Here is a 21,788-nt window from a genome sequence, read left to right as displayed (position 1 = left end):
CCATGGGAAAAGAGAAAACTAAAAAATTAAAGCATCTTGATCTTCCAGATGGTTCGTTAGAAAAAAGCACAATTACCTTAAACTTAGGACCTACGCATCCTGCAACACATGGGGTATTTCAAAATATTTTAGAGATTGATGGTGAAATCATCAAATCTGCGGTTCCTACAGTTGGGTATATTCACCGTGCTTTTGAGAAAATTGCTGAACGCAAACCTTTGTACCAAATTACACCTTTAACAGACCGATTGAACTATTGTTCGGCGCCGTTAAATAACTTAGGTTGGCACATGACAGTTGAGAAATTCGTTGGAATTGAAGTTCCAAAACGTGTTTCTTATTTGCGTGTTATCATTATGGAATTGGCTCGTATGGCAGATCATATTGTATGTAACTCGATTATGGGTGTTGATACAGGAGCATTTACAGGATTCCTTTATATGATGAAATACCGCGAGTTGATTTATGAGATTTACGAAGAAATTTGTGGTTCTCGTTTAACAACAAATATTGGTCGTATCGGTGGTTTCGAACGTGATTTTTCTGAAGTTGCTTGGACAAAAATCCATCGTTTCGTGAGAGAGTTTCCAGATGTCTTAACAGAGTTTGAAAACTTATTTTTACGTAACCGTATTTTTATGGATCGTACGCAAGGAGTAGGAGGAATTTCGGCTGAACGTGCATTAAATTATGGTTTCACAGGACCAAATTTACGTGCGGCTGGTGTAGATTATGATGTTCGTGTAGCGAAACCATATTCTCGTTACGAAGAATTCGAATTCGATATTCCAGTTGGTACAACGGGAGATTGTTACGATAGATTCTTAGTTCGTGGTCAAGAAATGTGGCAAAGTTTAAGTATCATTAAACAAGCAATTGCAAAAATTGATGCATTAGAAGGAGAAGAAGCAACGCAATATCATGCTGATGCTCCAGACTTTTATTTACCACTAAAGAAAGATGTTTACACAAAAATGGAAGCGTTAATCTATCACTTCAAAATTATTATGGGAGAGGTAGATATGCCAAAAGGAGAAATTTATAATTCAATCGAAGCTGCAAATGGTGAGTTGGGTTATTATTTCGTTTCTGATGGTGGACGTTCGCCATACCGTTTACATTTCCGTAGACCTTGTTTCATTTATTATCAAGCTTATCCAGAATTGATTGAAGGATCAATGATTTCAGATGCCATTATCACAATGAGTAGTTTGAATTTGATTGCTGGAGAATTAGATGCTTAATAAAAATTATTAAAAATGGCAATTCAATTTTCAGAAGAAACACAACAAAAAGTAGATAAAATCATTGCACGTTATCCATCGGATAAAAAACAAAGTGCATTGATTCCTTTACTTCATGTCGCACAAGCTGAGTTTGGTGGTTGGTTAGACACTCCTCATTTAGATTATGTTGCAGAAGTATTAGAAATTTTACCAGTAGAAGTTTACGAAGTAGCTTCATTTTATTCGATGTTTAACTTAAATCCTGTAGGGAAATTTGTGTTAGAAGTTTGTCAAACTGGACCTTGTATGTTAAGAGGTTCAGACAAAATTATTGAACACATCAAAACAAAATTAAATATTGAAGCTGGTGGAACTTCGGCAGATGGTTTATTTACATTAAAACCAGCCGAATGTTTAGGAGCATGTGGTTACGCGCCAATGCTACAGTTAGGAAAAACGTATCGTGAGAATTTAACGATCGAGAAAGTAGACGAATTAATCGAGGAATTGAAAAAATTAGCATAATGGGACAAAAATTACTGTTAAAAAATATTGATGTTCCAGGAATTCGTCAGTATCAAGCTTACCGCGAAAACGGTGGTTATGCAAATGCTGAAAAAGCATTTAAAATGACAACTGATGAAATCTTAGAAGAAGTAAAAACTTCTGGTTTAAGAGGTCGTGGTGGTGCAGGTTTCCCAACTGGAATGAAATGGAGCTTTTTGGCAAAGCCAGAAGGTGTTCCAAGACACTTAGTGGTAAATGCAGACGAATCTGAACCAGGAACGTTCAAAGACCGTTTCTTGATGGAATATATTCCTCATTTATTAATTGAAGGAGTTCTGATTTCATCATTCTGTTTAGGTTCTAATACATCATTTATTTATATCCGTGGAGAATATGCGTGGGTTGCAGAAATTTTAGAAGAAGCAATCGACGAAGCAAAAGCTGCTGGTTGGTTAGGTAAAAACATTCAAGGAACAGGTTTCGATTGCGAAATTTATGTTCAACGTGGAGGTGGAGCTTATATCTGTGGAGAGGAAACGGCATTGTTAGAATCGTTAGAGGGTAAACGTGGAAATCCACGTCTAAAACCACCTTTCCCAGCTGTTAAAGGTTTATGGGGAAGACCAACGGTTGTAAACAATGTAGAAACAATTGCAGCTATTGTTCCAATTATTGAGATTGGAGGAGAAGCATATTCTAAAATTGGAGTTGGACGTTCAACAGGAACAAAATTAATTTCAGCTTGTGGTAATATTAATAAACCAGGCGTTTATGAAATTGATATGACAATTACGGTTGAAGAATTTATTTATTCAGACGAATATTGTGGAGGTATTCCAAATGGAAAACGCCTTAAAGCATGTATTCCTGGAGGAAGTTCTGTGCCAATTGTTCCAGCAAACTTATTGTTAAAAACTGCAGAAGGTAAACCTCGTTACATGAATTACGAAAGTTTATCAGAAGGAGGTTTCCAAACAGGAACAATGATGGGTTCCGGAGGATTTATTGTTTTAGATGAAGATCAAGATGTTGTTTACCACACGTATACATTAGCTCGTTTCTATCGTCACGAATCGTGTGGACAATGTTCACCTTGTCGTGAAGGAACAGGTTGGATGGAAAAAATCTTGAAACGAATCGATGAAGGAAAAGGAAAAATGTCTGACATCGAATTGTTATGGGATGTTCAACGTAAAATCGAAGGAAATACAATTTGTCCATTAGGAGATGCAGCGGCTTGGCCAGTAGCAGCGGCAATTCGTCACTTCCGTGATGAGTTTGAATGGCATATTAATAATCCGGAAGAATGTTTGATGCGTAATTTTGGTTTAGCACATTATGCTGATCCAATCGAAATTAAAGAAACCGCAAATTAATACGAAGATGGCAGAAGAAACACCATTATTTAAAGTTACCATCGATAACGAAACGATTGAAGTACCTGCGGGAACAACGATCCTTCAAGCCGCTCGTATGGTTGGTAAAGAAGTAGCACCTCCAGCGATGTGTTACTACGGTAAATTAGAAAATACAGGAGGAAACTGTAGAACATGTTTGGTAGAAGTATCAAAAGGAAGTGAAGCAGATCCTCGTCCAATGCCAAAATTGGTTCCGTCTTGTCGTACAACAGTTATGGACGGAATGGTTGTAGGCAATAAAACGTCTGAGCGTACAGTTGAGGCACGTAAAGGTATTGTTGAATTATTATTAATCAACCATCCTTTAGATTGTCCAGTATGTGATCAAGCAGGAGAATGTAAATTACAAGATTTAAGTTACGAGCACGGAGCAGAAGCAACACGTTACGAATTTGATCGTCGTACATTCCCAAAAGAAGATTTAGGTCCAAATATTCAGTTGAACATGAACCGATGCATTTTATGTTATCGTTGTGTAAAAACTGCGGATCAAATCACAGGTTGTCGTGAGCATGGTGTAATGAATCGTGGAGATCACGCAGAAATTTCAACTCATATCAACAAAAGTTTAGATAACGAATTCATCGGAAATATTATTGATGTTTGTCCAGTTGGAGCTCTAACAGATAAAACGTTCCGTTTCAAAAATCGTGTTTGGTTCTTGAAACCAGTTGATGCACATCGCGATTGTCCGACTTGTTCTGGTAAAGCACAAGTGTGGTTCCGTGGAAACGAAGTTTTCCGTGTAACAGCTCGCAAAGATGAATTTAACGAAGTAAAAGATTGGATTTGTAACACATGTCGTTTCGATAAAAAAGATATCAACGATTGGACGTTAGAAAAACCATCAGAAATTTCTAAAGATTCTGTTGTTCGTCAAGGTCATTACTTTGAGAATAAAGTGGAGCCAAAAGAAACACTTCCGAAAGTAATCAAACGCGATCCAAAGATTTTATTAGATATTCACTCGGTTTCAGAAGTAAATGAACCAAATCGTGATTTATCTAAAATTGATGGACCAGCAACAAGTAAAGATTTTAAAGATTAATCATTCGTAAATAAAATTAACAAAATGACAGAAGAATTTATTGCTGATGCATTAGAAAAGTTAGCTTTAGTAGGCGTAATGATTGGTTTTGCATTAGTTGTTGCCATGTACTCTACTTGGGCTGAGCGTAAAGTTGCAGCATTCTTACAAGATCGTATCGGACCAAACCGTGCAGGTATTTTTGGTTTATTACAACCGCTTGCCGATGGTTTAAAATTATTCTCGAAAGAGGAAATTACACCAAAAGATTCGAATAAATTTTTATTCATCTTAGGTCCATCTTTGGCAATGATTGTAGCTTGTATGACAGGTGCAGTTATTCCATGGTCGACAGCTTTCGAGATTGGAGATCGTGTAGTTGTTCCTCAAATTGCAGATGTTAACATCGGATTTTTATACATTTTAGGTGTATTAAGTTTAGGTGTTTATGGAATTATGATTGGTGCTTGGGCATCGAACAACAAATACTCTTTAATGGGAGGTTTGCGTGCAGCTTCGCAGATTATTTCGTACGAATTACCGATGGGAATAGTGTTAATCACAATTTTGATGATGACAGGTTCTTTAAAATTGAGTGATATTGTACATTATCAACAAGAGCATGCGTGGTTTATCTTATTACAACCATTAGGATTTATTATTTTCTTGGTTTGTTCGTTCGCAGAAACTAACCGTACTCCGTTCGATTTACCAGAAGCAGAAAATGAGTTAATTGGAGGTTATCACTCAGAATATTCTTCGATGAAGATGGGATTCTTCTTATTCGCAGAATACATCAACATGTTTATCAGTTCTGTAGTAATTTCTACCTTATATTTTGGTGGATACGATATCCCATTTGTAGACGATGCAACATTAGTAAACTCTATCGGAGTGAATGGAACGGCAATTCTTAATTTCCTTTCATTATTCGGTAAAGCTTGTTTCTTCATCTTCTTCTATATGTGGGTGCGTTGGACGATTCCTCGTTTCAGATATGACCAATTAATGGATTTAGGTTGGAAAAAATTATTGCCTTTAGCATTAATCAATATGTTAATTACAGGCTTAGTGATTTTATTATTAAACAAGTAGAATCATCAAAATCATTAAAAGTATGAAACCAATTACAAATAGAGTAAAACAAGTAGAACGTAAACCCCTTACTTTTTGGGAAAGTATCTATTTGATTTCTATCGCAAAAGGGTTGATGATTACATTGAAGCACTTCTTTTCGAAGAAAGCAACAATTAGTTATCCAGAAAAACAAAGACCGTTTAGTCCTGTATTTAGAGGATTACACGTTTTGAATAGAGACGAAGAAGATCGCGAAAATTGTACAGCTTGTGGACTTTGTGCTTTGGCTTGTCCAGCAGAAGCGATTACAATGGAAGCGGCAGAAAGACTTCCTGGCGAAGAAAATCTTTACCGCGAAGAAAAATATGCAGCGAAATATGAAATTAACATGTTACGTTGTATTTTCTGTGGATTCTGTGAAGAAGCTTGTCCAAAAGATGCTGTTTATTTATCGCAAACAGTTCCTCCAGCAAGTTTCAAACGTCAAAACTTTATCTATTCGAAAGAAGATTTATTAATCCCGAAAAAAGCTACAAATTAATGGAATTACCTATCATTTTATTCTATGTTTTGTCGAGCTTAACGGTGTTAAGTGCGCTACTAATGGTGTTCAGTAAAAATCCTGTACATTCCATTTTATATTTAATCGTAACATTCTTCTGCATCAGCGGACATTATGTATTGCTAAACGCACAGTTTTTGGCAATTGTAAATGTCATTGTCTATGCCGGAGCAATTATGGTATTGTTCTTATTCGTGGTGATGTTGATGAACTTGAATAGTGAAAAGAAATCATTTGGTCGACCAGCAAAAATATTAGCAGCGAGTTTAATCTCTTTGTTATTTGTTGCCTTGACAATTGGTATTTTCTCACAAAATCAAGCTTCTGCAAACACAGCTGTAGAAATGGGAACAGGTGATTTAGGATTGATTCACAACTTAGGATCATTGTTGTATTCAGAATATGTTTTACCATTCGAGTTGAGCAGTATTTTGTTTATTTCTGCAATGATTGGAGCGGTGATGTTATCGAAAAAGGACGAAGAATTATTGGATTAAATATAAAAAGTAAAAGATGTTACCAATCAGTTATTATATTACTTTATCATTAATCCTATTCGGAATAGGAATGGCAGGTGTTATGCTACGTCGTAACGCAATTGTCATTTTTATGTGTATAGAATTGATGTTAAATTCTGTGAATTTGTTGTTAGTAGCGTTCTCAAAAATGCACTATCATGCAAATCCAGCATTAGAAAAAGGAACAGATGCACAACTTTTAGTATTCTTTATTATGGTTGTAGCCGCGGCTGAGGTTGCTGTAGGATTATCAGTGATAATTTTATTGTTCCGCAAAGTATACTCGGTAGATATTAATGTGTTAAATCGTTTAAAAGGTTAAGAATGGAGCAGTATATATGGTTAATTCCTTTGATTCCATTCATAGGATTTTTGATTAACGGTTTAGGACGAAATGTACTTTCAAAAAGCTTAGTTACTTTCATCGGAAGTGGAGCAGTTTTAGCAAGTTTCATTTTATCAATCATGGTTTTTATGTCAGTTCCATCAGGAGCAGATGCACAACCATTAATTTTTAAGGCATTTGATATTATCAATATTCCAACTTTACAAGTTCCGTTTGCATTTCAAATTGATGCATTAACGAGTTTGTTCTTGTTAATTATTACAGGAGTTGGATTTTTAATTCACGTGTACAGCTCGGCTTACATGAGCGAAGACAAAGGATTTGCAAAATTCTTTTCTTACCTAAATTTATTCATCTTCTTCATGTTGATTCTTGTGATGGGAAACAATTTCGTAATGATGTTTATTGGATGGGAAGGAGTTGGACTTTGTTCATTCTTATTAATTGGTTTTTGGTTTACAAATCCAGAATATATCAAAGCAGCAAAGAAAGCTTTCATCATGAACCGTATTGGAGATGTTGGATTCTTATTGGCAATGTTTTGGATTTTCAAAGAATTTGGAACGTTAGAATATGTAAAAGTATTCAGCCAATTAGCAATTGATCCATCTGCATTTACAGGTTTTGTATTAACAGGAATCACATTATTGTTATTCTTAGCAGCAACAGGTAAATCGGCTCAATTACCATTATTTACTTGGTTACCAGACGCGATGGCAGGACCAACGCCAGTTTCAGCACTTATTCACGCTGCAACAATGGTAACGGCAGGTATCTTTATGATTACACGTTGCAACGAATTATTTTCGGCAGCGCCAATCACATTACAAGTTATTCAGTACGTAGGAATTGCAACAGCTTTTGTTACTGCAACGATTGCAATGCGTCAAAACGATATCAAAAAAGTATTGGCTTATTCTACAGTTTCTCAATTAGGATTAATGTTCGCAGCAATTGGATCTGGAGCGTATATCGCAGCAGTTTTCCACGTAATGACGCATGCATTTTTCAAAGCATTATTATTCTTAGGGGCAGGTTCTGTAATTCACGGAATGCACCACGAGCAAGATATGCGCAAAATGGGAGGTTTGAGCAAATACATGAAAATTACACATATCACTTTCTTGATTGGATGTTTGGCAATCGCTGGTATTCCAGGTTTATCAGGTTTCTTCTCGAAAGACGAAATGTTATTAGGAATGTTTGTTTCTAATCCAGTTGTTTACGGAATCGGATTTATCGTTTCTGTGATGACAGCATTCTATATGTTCCGTTTATATGCAATGACTTTCTTAGGAGATTTAAGAGATAAAGAAGCTCATCCGCATGAAAGTCCAGCTGCAATGACAATTCCATTAATCATCTTAGCAGTTCTTTCTGTTTTTGCAGGTTATATCGGAATTCCAGCGTTGTTTATGCAAGACGGACATAAACTTCAAACTTTCTTAAGTGGAGTTGTATCAATCGGAGAAGCTCATCATGTTTCTCATGCAACAGAATGGATGATGATGGGAGCTTTATTACTTTGTGTACTTGGTGCAATTTATTATGCAATCAAGAAATACACAAACCATGTAGATGGTGAAGCAACAGGAATTGCAAAATTCTTTGAAGACAAATGGTACATCGACGAGTTATATGACAATGCAATTGTAAAACCATTGTTCGAGTTGGGTGATGTCTTGAAAAAATATGTAGAAAAAGCAGGAATTGCAGCTTTTGTTTTAGGAGTTGGAACTGTTTCTGGTCGCGCATCAAAAAATGTACGTCAGCTACAAAACGGAAATGTAGGATTCTATATTATGCTAATGGTTGTAGGAATCGTGGCAGGTATCGCAATCTTTTTTATGGGGTATTTAATTTCAAAATAGGTTAGTAATGCTTTTATCTTTATTTATCATTTTACCATTAATAGTAGGAGTTTTTATGCTATTAATGCAAGGTCAAAAACCACAAAGATGGTTAGGAGCATTCGTTGGTGGAGCGTTGTTGGCGTTGTACTTGTTTATCACTTGCAAAGGTGGAAACAACGAGTTAACGTTTCAAACACAATGGTTCAATTTCAACAGCGTTAAAACTTATTTCGCGTTAAATGCTCAAGGTTTGGGAGGATTAATGATTCTATTAACTAACCTTACTTACTTAGCTCTTTTTGTTTATTTATCAACAACAAAACAAAAATATAGCAATACATTCTATGGATTATTGTTAATCACTTTAGCAGGATTAAACGGAGTTTTCTTAGCAGAAGATTTAATTTTATTCTATTTCTTCTGGGAAGTTGTCTTAATTCCGGTTTATTTCTTAATCGGATTATTTGGAATTGGAAAAGACAAAATTCGCGCAAATATGACATTCTTCTTATATACGATTTTAGGATCGATGTTTATGTTAGGAGGAATTATTTACATCGGATTTTTCTTACAACCAGCATCATTTTTATTAACAGATGTTGTACAAGTTACAGGACCGCATTATTCAACAAACACAGCGTTGGCATTGTTATTCTTAATCGCTTTTGTGATTAAAATTCCAATCTTTCCATTTCATACATGGCAACCAACAATCTATAAAACATCACCAACTCCATTAACAGTTGTACTTTCAGCTTTGATGGCGAAAATGGGATTATTTGCAGTGGTTACTTGGTATTTGGGAATGTTTCCAACGATTTCAGAATTGTTCAAATACATTACTTATTTAGCAATTTTCGGATTAGTTTATGCCTCGTTAATAGCTTTGAGTGCAAAAAATGTGAAGAAAATTATTGCATATAGCTCGATTGCTCACTTAGCTTTAATTTTTGTGTCATTATTTTCTGAATTAGCAAATGGTGTAGCAGGAGCTTATTTCCAAATGTTTTCACATGGTTTAGTTGTTTTAGGATTATGGTTATGTGTAGATATTATGGAAAGAAAATATGATTTGACAGACATCAAATCGATTGGTGGTTTAGCAAAAGTTGATCCAACATTATCTATCTTATTCATGATATTCGGTTTAGCAAACGTAGCATTACCATTGACAAGCTCATTCATCGGAGAGTTTATGATGCTTTCTGCATTATTTACACACAATCCAGTTTTATGTGTAGTAGCTTGTTTAGGTGTTATTTTATCTGCCGTTTATACGTTGAGATTATCAAGCGCATTATTGTTTGGAGAAGTGAAAAACATCAAACAAAAAGATGCTCAAAAAGGAGGTTTTGGACCAATTGCAGTTATTTCTGTAATCGCAATCATCGTGATTATTTTAGGAGTTTATCCAACACCAATTTTTAATTTATTAGCACATTAATCATTTTTGAATAAATAGATATGAATACGATTATTTTATCAGCACTTTCAGGTATTATTTTGATGTTTAGTGGATTCTACATCAAAAATAATCGTGCCTTAAATATACTTTCTGTTGTTCTGTTTTTCGGAATGATTGTAGGAGGAATTTTCGACTTGAAAGGTTGCTCAATGTTCGCAGGAAAATTCGATAATATGATTGGACAATCGCTTTACGGCGTTTCGTTCTTTATCGCATTGGCAGGATTGGCAATTTTTTACTTATTGTTGAACAAAGATTCGTTTGGAAAAGTAGGAAAACATGTGGCAGAATATTATGCCTTAATTTTCTTCTCTTTTACAGGAATCGCAGTTTTAGCACAATTCCACAACTTAGTAATTATGTTCTTAGGAATCGAATTAATGTCAATTCCAATGTACATTATTGCAGGAACAAACAAAGAAAGTCTTAGAAGTACAGAAGCTTCTGTAAAATATTTCTTGATGGGAGCTTTCTCAACAGGAATTTTGATGTTAGGTGTAACATTTTTGTACGGCGCAACAGGAACTTTTATGGTTGATCAATTGGTAAACTATAACAAAGATTTCGAAACAATTTATTACGCAGGATGGTGTTTGATCATTTTTGCATTTTGTTTCAAAGTTTCTGCAGCTCCTTTCCACGCATGGACACCAGACGTTTACGACGGAACACCAACTGTGTTTACATCGTTTATGTCGACAATCATCAAAGGAGGATCATTTTTAGGATTTATTTTAGTCTTAAAATCATTCCCAACAAATGTAGAATATGCCGAATATTACCGTTTATTATTTGCGTCAATCATCATTTTGACGTTATTTATCGGAAACTTCGGAGCAGTTTCTCAAAAATCTGTCAAACGTTTGATGGCTTATTCATCAATCGCGCAAGCAGGTTTCATGTTATTTGTTTTGTTTAACATCAATTCATCATCTAAAGAGGCTTTGATGTTCTATACGATTGCTTATTCGGTTGCGAATTTCATTATTTTCTATACGATTGATCAATTCAAAAATCCAAAATTTGAAAGTTTTATTGGTTTAGGAAAAGCAAATCCAGTTTTAGCTGCAGCGATGACAATTTCGTTAATTTCATTAGCAGGTATTCCATTAACAGGAGGTTTCTTCGCTAAATTTATGGCATTAAGTATTGGAGGAACAAACGATAAAAACCTATTTTTGATTGTAATTGCATTGGTTATGGCAGTTTTGAGTATGTATTATTACTTCAAAATCATCAACTACATGTATTTCAAAAAAGGGAAAAACAAATTGAAAACACAAGACGGATTAACGAATTTCCTTTTAATTGTTGGAATGGTTATCTTAATTGTGATGGGAATTTTTCCAGGAATATTATCTTCATTTTTGCAAACGCCAATGTGGTAATTGTAGAATGATTATTATATAGTTTTTTATTATTTATTATTTAAAAGCTCGTGTCAAGTACTTGACACGAGCTTTTTTTTGGTTATATTTTCGTCAAAAAAAGATACAACACACTCTATATAGGAATAAATATTTCACCTCTCAAGAGATGTTAGGGAAATGTAAAGCCAATCCACTAAATTATATCCAAATTTTAAAAAGGCTTTTGATTTGCAGACGAGTGTAAAAAAGTTGAAAATCATGGTTAGAATGTTTTACTGTTTGCGTAGCAAATGATTTAAAACATTCAATGACTAAAACTATTTTGACCGTCGAAAATCACAGCCTTGATGTTTTGTAACTTTTGCATCAAGGTAAAAGTTAAATAAAATCAATCTACAACCATATCTTTTTTGTTTACTTTTTTTTGACAAAAACAAGTAACAGAAAATCCCCTCTCAAGAGGAATTAGAGGAATATAAATACCAACTTATAAAAACAAAAATGAAAAATAATTAAAAAAAACTCAATAAAATCATCACCCCCCAACCTTCACCTTAATCTCAATCTTTTTTGTATTTTTGAAGTTAAAGTTTAATGATTAGTTAGAAATGAGAAAATTTACTTTACTAATTTGCCTTTGTTTGGTACAATTTGCTTTTGCGCAACGCAAAGGATATTGGCAACAAAAGGTAGATTATAAGATTGATGTTGATATGAAAGAAAAAGCATATCAATACGATGGAAAAATGCAATTGAAATACACGAACAATTCGGGACAAAGCCTGAATAAAGTTTATTTTCATTTGTATTTTAATGCTTTTCAACCAGGAAGTATGATGGATAATCGTTTGCAAAACATTCCAGATCCTGATAAAAGAATGGCAACGAATGTTGGAACAAAAGAAAATCCTAAATATGTTAGCCGTATTTCTGAATTAAAACCAGATCAAATTGGTTACCAAAAAGTGACTTCTCTTAAGCAAGACGGTAAAGCCGTTTCGTATAAAGTTGATGGAACAATCTTAGAAGTTACGTTAGCAAAACCAATTGCAGAAGGACAAACTTCTACTTTCGATATGGTTTGGAATGCACAAGTTCCCGAACAAATTCGTCGTTCTGGACGTAATTCGAAAGATGGTGTAGAATTTTCTATGGCGCAATGGTATCCTAAAATGGCAGAATTCGATCCAGAAGGTTGGCATTTAGATGAATATGTTGGTCGCGAATTTTTTGCTCCTTTTGGTAATTTTGATGTCACAATTAACATCGATAAAGATTATGTTGTGGGAGCATCAGGAGAATTACAAAATCCAAATAGTGTAAAAGGTTATGTAAAAAATCCAACAATCAAAACAAAGAATGGAAAAGTAGCTTGGAATTTCAAAGCTGAAAATATTCACGATTTTGTTTGGGCTGCGGATAAAGAATTTATTGTAGAACATGCAAAATCAAAGCATGGTGTTGAAGTATATTTAGTTTACCAAGACAATGATAAATCTTCTGCATGGAAACAAGCAATGCCTTACGCATTAGGTTTCTTCGATTATAATTCTGAACACTTTGGCGAATATCCTTGGAAAACATATTCAATTATTCAAGGTGGTGACGGTGGTATGGAATATGGTACTGCAACTTTAATTGCTGGAGGAAGTAATTTAAATAGCTTAATCGGAACTATTTTCCACGAAGCAGCTCACTCTTGGTACCAACAATTATTTGGTATCAATGAAACATACAACGAGTGGTTCGACGAAGGTTTTACATCATATGTAGAGCAAATGGCGCACCTTAATGTTGTAGATAAATTAAAAGTAATGCCTTCAAATCCAAATCCAGATGCCTACAAAGGATATATTAATTTAGCACTTTCTGGTAAAGAAGAACCTGCAAGTTTATTAGCAGACTATTATAATACAAATTATGCATACTCTTTAGAAGCGTATTACAAAGGTCAAGTTTTAGCAATTCAATTGGGATATATTATTGGAAATGATAATTTAAACAAAACATTCCTAGAATTCTATAAACAATGGAAATTCAAACATCCATCAGGGAATGATTTCAAACGTGTAGCAGAAGAAGTTTCTGGAATTAATCTTAAATGGTATTTTAATTTATTCTTGAACACAACACGCAAAATTGATTACGCTGTAGAAGCTGTAAACGGAAACACAATCACAATTGCAAACAAATCAGATTTTGCAATGCCTATTGATTTATTGGTAGAATATACAGATGGTTCAAAAGAATTATTCTACATTCCTTTACGTGAAATGCGTGGAGAAAAACCAACAGAAAACTTAGTAGAATATCAAGGTGCAAAAAGAACTATTTTAGAAGATTGGTTCTGGACAAAACCTACCTATGATGTTAAAGTTTCGAAAGAAGTTAAACAAGTTACCATCGATCCAACAAAACGTTTGGCAGATGTAAACGATAAAAATAACGTATTTACAAAATAATGTTATTAGCAGTAAATATTGGAAATACTAATCTTCGTTTCGCGGTTTTCAAAAGTGAAACGGAGATTATTACATGGACAATCAATTCAAAACCTTATCGTACCGAATACGAATTTTTTGCAAAATTCTCGAACATGTACGAACCTTTCGGAATTGAGAAATATGATATTACAGATATTGTGATTGGTTCGGTTGTTCCACCACTTACAGCAAGTGTTAAGATTGCTTTACAAAAAATTCACAAGTTCAAACCAATGGTTGTGGATCGTAATACACCATCAGCAATCAAGCATAAGTCAAACCAAATTGGAACAGATTTATATGCGAATGCGGTAGCTGCACATTATCAAAATTATCAAGGTAAAAAAATTGTCATTGATTTTGGAACTGCGCTAACTTTCTTAGGCATCGACGAATCGGCAAGTGTTGGTGGAGTAGTAATTGCTCCTGGAATTATTACTGCCTTAAATTCGTTGGTGGGAGAAACAGCTCAATTACCAACAGTCGAACTGAAAGCACCTAAAACTGTTTTAGGATCAGATACAGAATCTTGCATGCAATCAGGAATGGTTTATGGTTTTTTGAGTATGGTTGAAGGAATGATTGATCGTATCAATGCCGAAGAAGGAGAACAATGTTATGTGATTTCGACAGGAGGAGTTGGCGGTGTTTACAAATCGTTGACAGATAAAATTGATATTGATGATCGTTTACACACAATAAAAGGTCTTAAAATATTATACGAATTGAATAAAGATTCGTTTCAGAAATAATTTATTTTTGATAAATATGATTAAAAAGCTCGCTAATTGCGAGCTTTTTTCGTTCTATATCAAATCATTTCAAAAAAAATGTTTAATTTTCTGTAACCTTTTTACAAACCTTGAGTCTATTAAGTAAGAAAGCAATTAACACACGTGAAATTATTTGTACTAAATCGAAAAAGTAAAGAAGAAATTTTAGTCGAACGACTAAAAAAGAACGATGCTTTGGCGCAAAAAGAACTCTACGAACAAAACTCCAAAAAGATGCTGAGCGTTTGTAGAAGTTACATCGAAGACATGCATTATGCAGAAGATTGTATGATTAACGGTTTTTGTAAAGTCTTTAATCATATCGAGAAATTTCAAAATAAAGGAAGTTTCGAAGGTTGGATGCGTCGAATTATGGTCAACGAATGTTTAACTTTTTTACGTGCAAATAAAACATTGATTTATGTTGATGATGTAAGAGTTTCTAATTATGATGAAGCGGATGAAGAAGTAGAGGAAGCGTGGTTAAATTTTAATGTGCAAGACGTGTTAGATCAACTTTCAGAACCTTATCGATTGGTGTTTAATCTTCATATTCTCGAAGATTATTCGCATCAAGAAATTGCAGAAATGCTGAATATTTCGGTATCGACCAGCAAAACGCAATTGTTTCGAGCAAAGGCAAAACTGAAAGAAATTGTTCTAAGTAAAAAGAAAATGACAAATGAAAAACAACGATAAAATATCAAACTATATAAAAGACGATTTAGAAAATCGTGAATTGAATCCTTCTCATGATGCGTGGGACAGAATTCAAGCTCGTATGGATGTCGCTCCATCACCACAAAAATCAAACTATAAATGGTGGTTGTCTGCTGCGGTTGTGGCGTTGTTTACAGTTACTACGTCGGTTTATTTATTCTCGAATCAATCTAAAAATGATCAACCAAAAGAATTTGTAAATCATCAAGAAAAAAGTAATTCTGAAAAAGTTCAATTAGATTCGAATACAATTCACTCTTCAGAATCTATTTTAGCGAATAATGAAAAGATTGATTCTTCTAAAGAAATTGAAGCCCAACCACAAGAAGAGAAGAAACCGATTCAACATGGTAAAGTTCAGGTTGCAATAAATGAAGAATCTCAACAAGTTGAAATGGCTTTTCCAACGAAGAAAGAAGCTATTGCAGAGAAGAAAGAAGAGTTAAAATCAGAAGCTCAACCAAAGAAAAATATTGCAGCTAACACAACATTAGATTCTGTAAAAGTGAACAAAAAGAAGAAGAATTTTGTAGATCCAAATATGTTGTTGTATTCGATCGAAAATAAAGAAAATCTAAAGGAGTCAAACCAATCGCGCGTGGTTTCTATCGGCTTCAAATAAAACATTAATATCCCTAAATTAGCAAGATTATGATAAAAAAACTTATCGTAGCAGGATTATTATGCTTATCAGCTACATCACTATATGCTCAAAAATTTACATTTGATTTGAATGATAAAAATGAAGAAAAAATCAGTCCAATTGTAAAAGATCGCATCAGCGAATTTACGTTAGTGATTCGTCAAATTGTTCAGGAAGAAAAATCTGCAATGGAAAAGAAAATTGCGGCAGTTGACAAAGAATTAGCAGAAGGAAAACTGAATGCTTCTGAGGCTACAGCGAAGAAAGAAGCGATTGCGAGCGTGTATTCGGGAACGATAAATGATCGTATTCAGGAGGTAAATTTCAATTTAGATGATATCATCAAACAACAAGTTGCATTTTCGATTATGAACGGCGAAGATCCAATTACGCCAAAAACGAAACAAGATGTGACGAAACGTTACCGAATTGCGAATCAAATTAATGGTTATGCTTCTTTTGGATACATGGCGTTTACAGGAAAAAAAGATGAGGAATTGAACAAACACGAGAAGTTTTCGAGCAACATTACAGTAGGTTTAATGTACGAAAGACAATTATCGTTAACAAGTCCTGTTAACTTTTTGGCAGGAGGATTATTTTCGTGGAGAACGTATCGCATCGACGATGATATGCGCTTTAATCGTGATGAAAATGGAAATGTTGGCTTGGTAAAAAGTGATAAATCGTTAGATAAATCGAAATTGCGTTCGGCCTATTTTATGGTTCCGGTTGGATTTAAATACAACTTTTCGAAAGTCAAAAATATTACCGATGATTTTGCATATCGTCCGCAAGGAAAACACTATATCGCAGCGTATATGTATGGAGGAACGTTGTTATCATCGAATAATATTTACAAAGGAGATGGTGTTCGCAACAAAGAACGTGGAAATTATAACGTGAATAATTTTATCTACGGAGCTGAAATAACAATTGGTTTAGGATTGATTGATGTTTTTGTAAGAAAAGATTTGAACAATTATTTTAAAGATAACACATTTGATAATCGTAAAATGATTCAGTTTGGCATAAATCTTGGATTATAACAATTATCTCAATCATAGTTTTAGTATTGAAATTTTATAACATAACATTTTTTTTAATATAATGAACCTCAGATTTATCTGAGGTTTCTTATTTGTAGAAAAATTTTCTAAACCTGTTCAAAAAAATTGTAAATTAGTACAAATCCAATGAGAGATGGTAAAATCTAAACTTAGTTGGCAAACACTTCTTCTCGTCATCATTTTTCTATTATTAATGATGGTTAACTTCACGTTTGTCAAAGCTTTTTGGTTTGGAGGAAATTTTTGGATAGACGAACCTTTTTTACGCATTGGCGTTTTCATGATTTCTTTACTTGCATCGATGTCTATTTTATACGATTTAACGTTTAATTTGACCTTATTTACGTTAAAAGAAGAAACGTTCGAAATCAGAACAATTTTCAAAAGAGATGAAATTCCATATCGAGCAATTTATTATTTGTACGAAGAAGAAGATATTTTTCGCTTGAATCGCAATCAAATTCTAACTATTCAAACCAAAAAATCAAAGTTCAGATTACGCAGTTTTTTTGATTCAAATTATGATCAAGTAAAAACTAAACTAACCGAAAAAGCAGAACAATACGTTAATTTATTGGCTTAATGGGTATCGAAAAATCAACTATAAAAGCTGATGTTGCGATAAGATGGACAATATTAATTGTGTTGTCTATATTTTGTATTGTAAAAATTATTAGAGAAAGAAAAGAATTATCTCAAAGAACTTATTATTTAAGTACAGCTCCAAAAATAGATAAACAAGAAGATAACTCTCTTTATCAAATATATTATTACTGGAGGGATCCTGTATACAAATACGATTCAACATTTTTAAAAGTGAATTATAATAAAACAGATGCAGTTTATTATGCTGAATTAATTCAAAAACTGCAAAAAAATAATATTGAAAAATCTGGAGTAAAATTCAAACTAAATAATAAAAATACTTTTTCTGACATTACGAATATGTTTCAAATACTTGAGAATGTAAATCAAAGAATATTTATCTTCAATTTTGAAGATGATTATTTATATGTTCTAAAATCCAATTCAGATTCTGATAAAATCAAAATGATAGAAACCCAATTATAAATTAAAAAACGTCGCTCATAGAGCGACGTTTTAATTATTACTATTATTTTTTAAGTAAATCAAAATGTTTTGTATTAGGACTAAAATTGCAAGCGACGTAAAAAACATAAAGCCAACATAAATGGCAACTTGTTTGTCTTGACCAATTTTTATGAAGATAAAATAAGCCAAAAGCGTTCCCATGATTTGCATCAAAACGGCGCGCCAAGCAATTTTTTTTACAACAGTAGCATCTTTGGTTCTAAATCCAGCAATTCCTTGATAAATTGTCGGAAATATCAACATAATAAATGCGATTATTTTTAGAGGTGTTTCCATTTATACTTTTATTTCTTTCTGCATTTGTTCTACAACTTCGTAAGTCGCAGGACAAATTAGCGTGTTTTTTATGGTAAGATGATTAATTTGATAAAACTTTTTGCGATCTGTATGTGGATATTCACGGCAAGCTTTCGGGCGATCTTCGTAAACCAAACAATAATTTTCACTATCCAAAAACGGACAAGGAACTTGCTGCAAAACGTAGTCGTTATCTTCATCAATTCGTAAATATTTATCAATAAATTGACTTGGTTTGATACGAAAAACATGCGCTAAACGCTCAATATCTTTTTGTGTAAAAAGCGGACCAGTTGTTTTGCAACAATTCGCACAAGAAAGACAATCGATGCGACTGAAAACATCTTCATGAATTTCTTCCATTTTTTGATCCAAGTTTTTAGGTGGTTTTTTCTTCAACTTCTCCAAAAACTTTTTGTGTTCGCGTTGTTTTTCTTTTGCTTTCGCAAAATATTCTTCTAAGAAATGATCTCCCATTTTTCTATTTCTCCTTCTTTTACTTCGAAAATCTCAGCGCAATCAACCATTTTGAGGTTTTCAACTTGTTTGAATCGCTCAGGATCTCTTTGTTCTAACTTCTTTAATAAATGGTTGAATTCATATTGCATTTGACCTATTGTGACGTCAATTTTAATCTTTTTGAAATCAAAATCAATTTTATTTCGGTCAAAGTTATAGCCTCGTCTTGTGGCTTCGTCCCAAACTTCTGCTAAATATTGATTAATCGCTTCAAGCGGTTTTTCGACAGCTTTGAAGCGAATTAATTGCGGATGATTTTTATAACCTTTTGTATTGCCTTCCAAAACATTTTTTGCCAAAAGCGTTTCGCGCCATAGTGCTACAATTCCTTTTGCATCGAGATATTTCGGATGAACAGACCAAATTCGCATTTGTTAGATTATTTATCTTTTTTGATGTCTTCTACATTTTCTACACCACGTAATCTGCAAAACTCTTCGATGACATTGTGATGAGAAACCGTTTTATCTTTAAAATAATTGACAAAATATTTCTTTTCTTCTTCTGTTGCTTCCAATTGATTCAAGATATTCATCAAGTGCATTTTCATGTGACCTTTCTGAATTCCAGTTGTAACCAAAGAACGCAACGCACCAAAGTTTTGCGCTAATCCAGCAACAGCAACAAACCCCATCAATTCTTTAGCATTTGGTTTTCCAAGAATTCCCATCGCTAATTTTACTAAAGGATGCAAAGCTGTCAATCCACCAATTGTTCCAAGAGCAGTTGGTAAATCAATCCAAAAACGGAAAATTCCATCTTTTACTTCGCAATGTGTTAATGAAGAATATTGACCATCTTTTGCGGCATATGTATGCGCACAAGCCTCTACAGCACGGAAATCGTTACCTGTTGCAATCACAACCGCATCAATTCCGTTCATAATTCCTTTGTTATGCGTTGTTGCGCGATAAGGCTCTATTTCTGCAATTCGAACCGCACGAGAAAACTTCTCGACAAATTCTTCTGAGGTTACATTCCCTTCTGCTAATTGCTCAACAGGACAAGAAACTTCTGCACGAACAATACAATCTGGCGTATAATTCGATAAAATACACATCACGATTTGAACTGAATCTTTTTCATCATCTGTAAAAGTAGAATCAGCTTCGATTTCGTTTCGTAATGTTTTGGCAAATTGCTCTAAACATGAATTGATGAAGTTTGCACCCATCGAATCCATTGTTTCGAAAGAAGCTTTTATTTGATAATAGTTTTCTAAATCAGCTGTTTTATCAATTAATTCCAAAGCCAAAATACCACCACCGCGCGCACGCATGTTTTTTGTGATATCATTTGTCGTTTTGATTAATTGATTTTTAATCGTCGTTTCAAATGCATTTTGCAACTTTTCTTTGTCACCTTCGTACATAAAATGCACGTGACCTAATTTTGTTGTTGATAAAATAGTTGTTTTGAAACCTCCACGTGTTTGCCAAAACTTGGCAGCTTTAGAAGCAGCAGCAACAACAGAAGACTCTTCAACCGCCATTGGAATAGCGTATAATTCGTCGTTGATTAAAAAGTTTGGCGCTAAACCAAACGGCATATAGAAATTAGAAACTGTATTTTCTGAAAATTCGTCGTGCAGTTTTTGTAAATCTGCATCATCATTCCAATATTGTTTCAATACTTTGATGGCAGATTCATCACCATTCAAATATTCATTGACAACCCATTCAATTTTTCCTTCTTTCGATAATTTCGAAAAACCTTCTACTACTTGATGCTTCATATTGGATACTTTTTTATAAGACAAAATTACAAACGTTTTGAATGTTATAAGATACTTCTTCTGTTTTTTGATTAATTTTTAACGATTTAGTAGAGTAGAGGATTTGGTTAAACACAATAAATATAGAATTAGTTATTGTACTATAACTTTTTGAAGAAAATATCCACTTCAAAATTGATATTCTAAAATATAAAAAACACCTTTTACTTAACATAAAAGGTGTTATAGATATTTTTTGAATTATTATTAGGTTATTCTACGAAAGGTGAAAAAATAAGATTATTTTTAGTGAAAATATTAAAACAATAAGAAATTATAATATAGAATTAATAGCATTGGCAAGCAATGCTCTATAAATGATCTTTATTACAAAAGATTTTTTTTAAAAAAAAAATAACAGAAATAATAAAAATTATTACACATAAAATTTTTATATATAAATTTTCTCTAAAATTAAAATAAATTAACAATAGTAGAATTGTAGAAGATATAAATTTAGAAATATTATTCAACATAATTTTATCCCAAACATCCTAAAGCTAAAACACCGACAATAGCACCACCTGCTATACCACAGGCAACACACCCAGCACCACCAGCAGCACCTAAAATACCTACGGTTGTAGCGAAATCTCTATTTTGAAAACCATCTCCCATACATTGCCACCAACTTCTTCCATCTCTACTTTGAATTATATTATCCGATTTTTCTAATAGGTTGTAGTTTAATACATTACCATTAGAGTCTATATTTTGAACGTACTCTATATACTTCTTTTGGTCTTGATTTTCAACAATTGATAGAAATTGATTTTCATTTTTTAAGTTTTTAAAAGTAGTTACTTTAACTATTGTATTATTAGCATTTTTTAAAATAATCTCTACACCATTATTGTCATATTCGTTTTGATTATTTTTATTAGAAATATTCTTATTTAAAGAGATAGATTTCTCACTTAATAAAGAAACAGAACCGTTACTTATTTTATCTACAAAAGTTGATGTAGAGAATTCTTTATTTATTATTTCATTTTTTTTAAATGAGTCTGTAATCTTCCCTAAAAAC

At 33.3% G+C, this 21,788-nt stretch carries 23 protein-coding genes; 18 read left to right on the top strand and 5 right to left on the bottom strand.

Annotated features, from left to right (window positions below; genetic code table 11):
* The first annotated feature begins 2 nt into the window (after positions 1-2).
* From B3R94_RS13045 to B3R94_RS12960, 18 genes are all read left to right on the top strand, one after another.
* Positions 3-1,244 carry an NADH-quinone oxidoreductase subunit D gene (locus tag B3R94_RS13045; RefSeq protein WP_038333370.1) on the top strand — a complete coding sequence of 414 codons (1,242 nt, stop codon included), beginning with the start codon at positions 3-5 and terminating at the stop codon, positions 1,242-1,244.
* Between the two features lie 15 nt (positions 1,245-1,259).
* Complete coding sequence (gene nuoE, locus B3R94_RS13040; protein ID WP_115002287.1) at positions 1,260-1,751, top strand: complex I 24 kDa subunit family protein; 492 nt, start codon at positions 1,260-1,262, stop codon at positions 1,749-1,751.
* Positions 1,751-3,109: an NADH-quinone oxidoreductase subunit NuoF gene (nuoF, locus tag B3R94_RS13035; protein ID WP_115002289.1), complete on the top strand. Its 1,359-nt coding sequence runs from the start codon at positions 1,751-1,753 to the stop codon at positions 3,107-3,109. Before nuoE ends, nuoF begins: the two co-directional genes overlap by 1 nt.
* Positions 3,110-3,116: 7 nt before the next feature.
* Positions 3,117-4,199, top strand: coding sequence for a 2Fe-2S iron-sulfur cluster-binding protein (locus B3R94_RS13030; RefSeq protein ID WP_115002357.1), 1,083 nt, complete (start codon positions 3,117-3,119; stop codon positions 4,197-4,199).
* A gap of 24 nt (positions 4,200-4,223) precedes the next feature.
* On the top strand, positions 4,224-5,273 hold the full coding sequence (gene nuoH, locus B3R94_RS13025) for an NADH-quinone oxidoreductase subunit NuoH (protein ID WP_038333358.1): 1,050 nt from the start codon (positions 4,224-4,226) through the stop codon (positions 5,271-5,273).
* Between the two features lie 22 nt (positions 5,274-5,295).
* Positions 5,296-5,796: an NADH-quinone oxidoreductase subunit NuoI gene (nuoI, locus tag B3R94_RS13020; protein WP_038333352.1), complete on the top strand. Its 501-nt coding sequence runs from the start codon at positions 5,296-5,298 to the stop codon at positions 5,794-5,796.
* Positions 5,796-6,314, top strand: coding sequence for an NADH-quinone oxidoreductase subunit J (locus B3R94_RS13015; RefSeq protein ID WP_038333350.1), 519 nt, complete (start codon positions 5,796-5,798; stop codon positions 6,312-6,314). Before nuoI ends, B3R94_RS13015 begins: the two co-directional genes overlap by 1 nt.
* A 16-nt stretch (positions 6,315-6,330) precedes the next feature.
* Positions 6,331-6,657, top strand: a complete 327-nt coding sequence (nuoK, locus tag B3R94_RS13010) for an NADH-quinone oxidoreductase subunit NuoK (protein ID WP_219034517.1) — start codon at positions 6,331-6,333, stop codon at positions 6,655-6,657.
* Between the two features lie 2 nt (positions 6,658-6,659).
* Complete coding sequence (gene nuoL / locus B3R94_RS13005; RefSeq protein ID WP_125348901.1) at positions 6,660-8,552, top strand: NADH-quinone oxidoreductase subunit L; 1,893 nt, start codon at positions 6,660-6,662, stop codon at positions 8,550-8,552.
* Between the two features lie 7 nt (positions 8,553-8,559).
* Positions 8,560-9,978 carry a complex I subunit 4 family protein gene (locus B3R94_RS13000; RefSeq protein ID WP_125348902.1) on the top strand — a complete coding sequence of 473 codons (1,419 nt, stop codon included), beginning with the start codon at positions 8,560-8,562 and terminating at the stop codon, positions 9,976-9,978.
* A gap of 20 nt (positions 9,979-9,998) precedes the next feature.
* On the top strand, positions 9,999-11,387 hold the full coding sequence (locus B3R94_RS12995) for an NADH-quinone oxidoreductase subunit N (protein WP_291101330.1): 1,389 nt from the start codon (positions 9,999-10,001) through the stop codon (positions 11,385-11,387).
* 590 nt (positions 11,388-11,977) lie between these two features.
* On the top strand, positions 11,978-13,831 hold the full coding sequence (locus B3R94_RS12990) for a M1 family metallopeptidase (RefSeq protein ID WP_291101327.1): 1,854 nt from the start codon (positions 11,978-11,980) through the stop codon (positions 13,829-13,831).
* On the top strand, positions 13,831-14,604 hold the full coding sequence (locus B3R94_RS12985) for a type III pantothenate kinase (protein ID WP_291101324.1): 774 nt from the start codon (positions 13,831-13,833) through the stop codon (positions 14,602-14,604). Before B3R94_RS12990 ends, B3R94_RS12985 begins: the two co-directional genes overlap by 1 nt.
* 144 nt (positions 14,605-14,748) lie before the next feature.
* Complete coding sequence (locus tag B3R94_RS12980; protein ID WP_125348907.1) at positions 14,749-15,324, top strand: RNA polymerase sigma factor; 576 nt, start codon at positions 14,749-14,751, stop codon at positions 15,322-15,324.
* The gene (locus B3R94_RS12975; protein WP_125348908.1) at positions 15,308-15,967 is read left to right on the top strand and encodes a hypothetical protein; all 660 of its coding nucleotides are present in this window, start codon (positions 15,308-15,310) and stop codon (positions 15,965-15,967) included. The genes B3R94_RS12980 and B3R94_RS12975 overlap by 17 nt, the downstream gene beginning before the upstream one ends.
* 29 nt (positions 15,968-15,996) lie before the next feature.
* Positions 15,997-17,037, top strand: a complete 1,041-nt coding sequence (locus B3R94_RS12970) for a PorT family protein (protein WP_291101321.1) — start codon at positions 15,997-15,999, stop codon at positions 17,035-17,037.
* A gap of 154 nt (positions 17,038-17,191) precedes the next feature.
* Positions 17,192-17,641, top strand: coding sequence for a hypothetical protein (locus B3R94_RS12965; protein WP_221854703.1), 450 nt, complete (start codon positions 17,192-17,194; stop codon positions 17,639-17,641).
* The gene (locus tag B3R94_RS12960; RefSeq protein WP_221854702.1) at positions 17,641-18,129 is read left to right on the top strand and encodes a hypothetical protein; all 489 of its coding nucleotides are present in this window, start codon (positions 17,641-17,643) and stop codon (positions 18,127-18,129) included. Before B3R94_RS12965 ends, B3R94_RS12960 begins: the two co-directional genes overlap by 1 nt.
* Before the next feature lie 30 nt (positions 18,130-18,159).
* On the opposite strand, the gene B3R94_RS12955 is transcribed toward B3R94_RS12960, so the two are convergent.
* From B3R94_RS12955 to B3R94_RS12935, 5 genes are all read right to left on the bottom strand, one after another.
* Positions 18,160-18,447, bottom strand: a complete 288-nt coding sequence (locus B3R94_RS12955; RefSeq protein ID WP_125348911.1) for a hypothetical protein — start codon at positions 18,445-18,447, stop codon at positions 18,160-18,162.
* Positions 18,448-18,945: a YkgJ family cysteine cluster protein gene (locus tag B3R94_RS12950; RefSeq protein ID WP_291101318.1), complete on the bottom strand. Its 498-nt coding sequence runs from the start codon at positions 18,943-18,945 to the stop codon at positions 18,448-18,450.
* Positions 18,927-19,358, bottom strand: a complete 432-nt coding sequence (locus B3R94_RS12945; protein WP_180905450.1) for a pyrimidine dimer DNA glycosylase/endonuclease V — start codon at positions 19,356-19,358, stop codon at positions 18,927-18,929. Before B3R94_RS12945 ends, B3R94_RS12950 begins: the two co-directional genes overlap by 19 nt.
* An 8-nt stretch (positions 19,359-19,366) precedes the next feature.
* Positions 19,367-20,722: a hydroxymethylglutaryl-CoA reductase gene (locus tag B3R94_RS12940; RefSeq protein WP_180905449.1), complete on the bottom strand. Its 1,356-nt coding sequence runs from the start codon at positions 20,720-20,722 to the stop codon at positions 19,367-19,369.
* A gap of 519 nt (positions 20,723-21,241) precedes the next feature.
* Positions 21,242-21,788: hypothetical protein (locus B3R94_RS12935; protein WP_291101315.1), on the bottom strand; the 547-nt coding region annotated here is incomplete at its 5' end.

This window comes from Empedobacter sp. UBA7611 (genome assembly GCF_002484365.1).
Lineage (GTDB): Bacteria > Bacteroidota > Bacteroidia > Flavobacteriales > Weeksellaceae > Empedobacter > Empedobacter falsenii_B.
The sequence above is the reverse complement of the archived record's forward strand: the minus strand, read 5'-3'. Positions and strand labels throughout refer to the sequence as shown.